Annotated in this window: 1 pseudogene; it reads right to left on the bottom strand. The window is 49.5% G+C overall.

Features of this window, described 5'->3' with window-relative positions:
* A pseudogene (locus tag HMPREF0519_RS14030) lies at window positions 1-216 on the bottom strand (hypothetical protein); the annotation flags it as partial.

Here is a 216-nt window from a genome sequence, read left to right as displayed (position 1 = left end):
ACTTGCCGAACTGGCCGGAGCAGCTGAAATTTGATACCAGAGTGCATCTGAGCCCTCACGAGTTGTATAGGCAGCTTTAGTGACCGTGAATTGAGCGCCTGAGTATACAGAAGTATCAGAAACAACTTTGCCATCGACGGTCGCCCGGCCAACTTTATATTGGCTCCAGGCTGGGTCATTATAAGCCAATGAACTGGTTGAAGCTGATCCCGGATT

This window comes from Lentilactobacillus hilgardii DSM 20176 = ATCC 8290 (assembly GCF_000159315.1).
Lineage (GTDB): Bacteria > Bacillota > Bacilli > Lactobacillales > Lactobacillaceae > Lentilactobacillus > Lentilactobacillus hilgardii.
The sequence above is the reverse complement of the archived record's forward strand: the minus strand, read 5'-3'. Positions and strand labels throughout refer to the sequence as shown.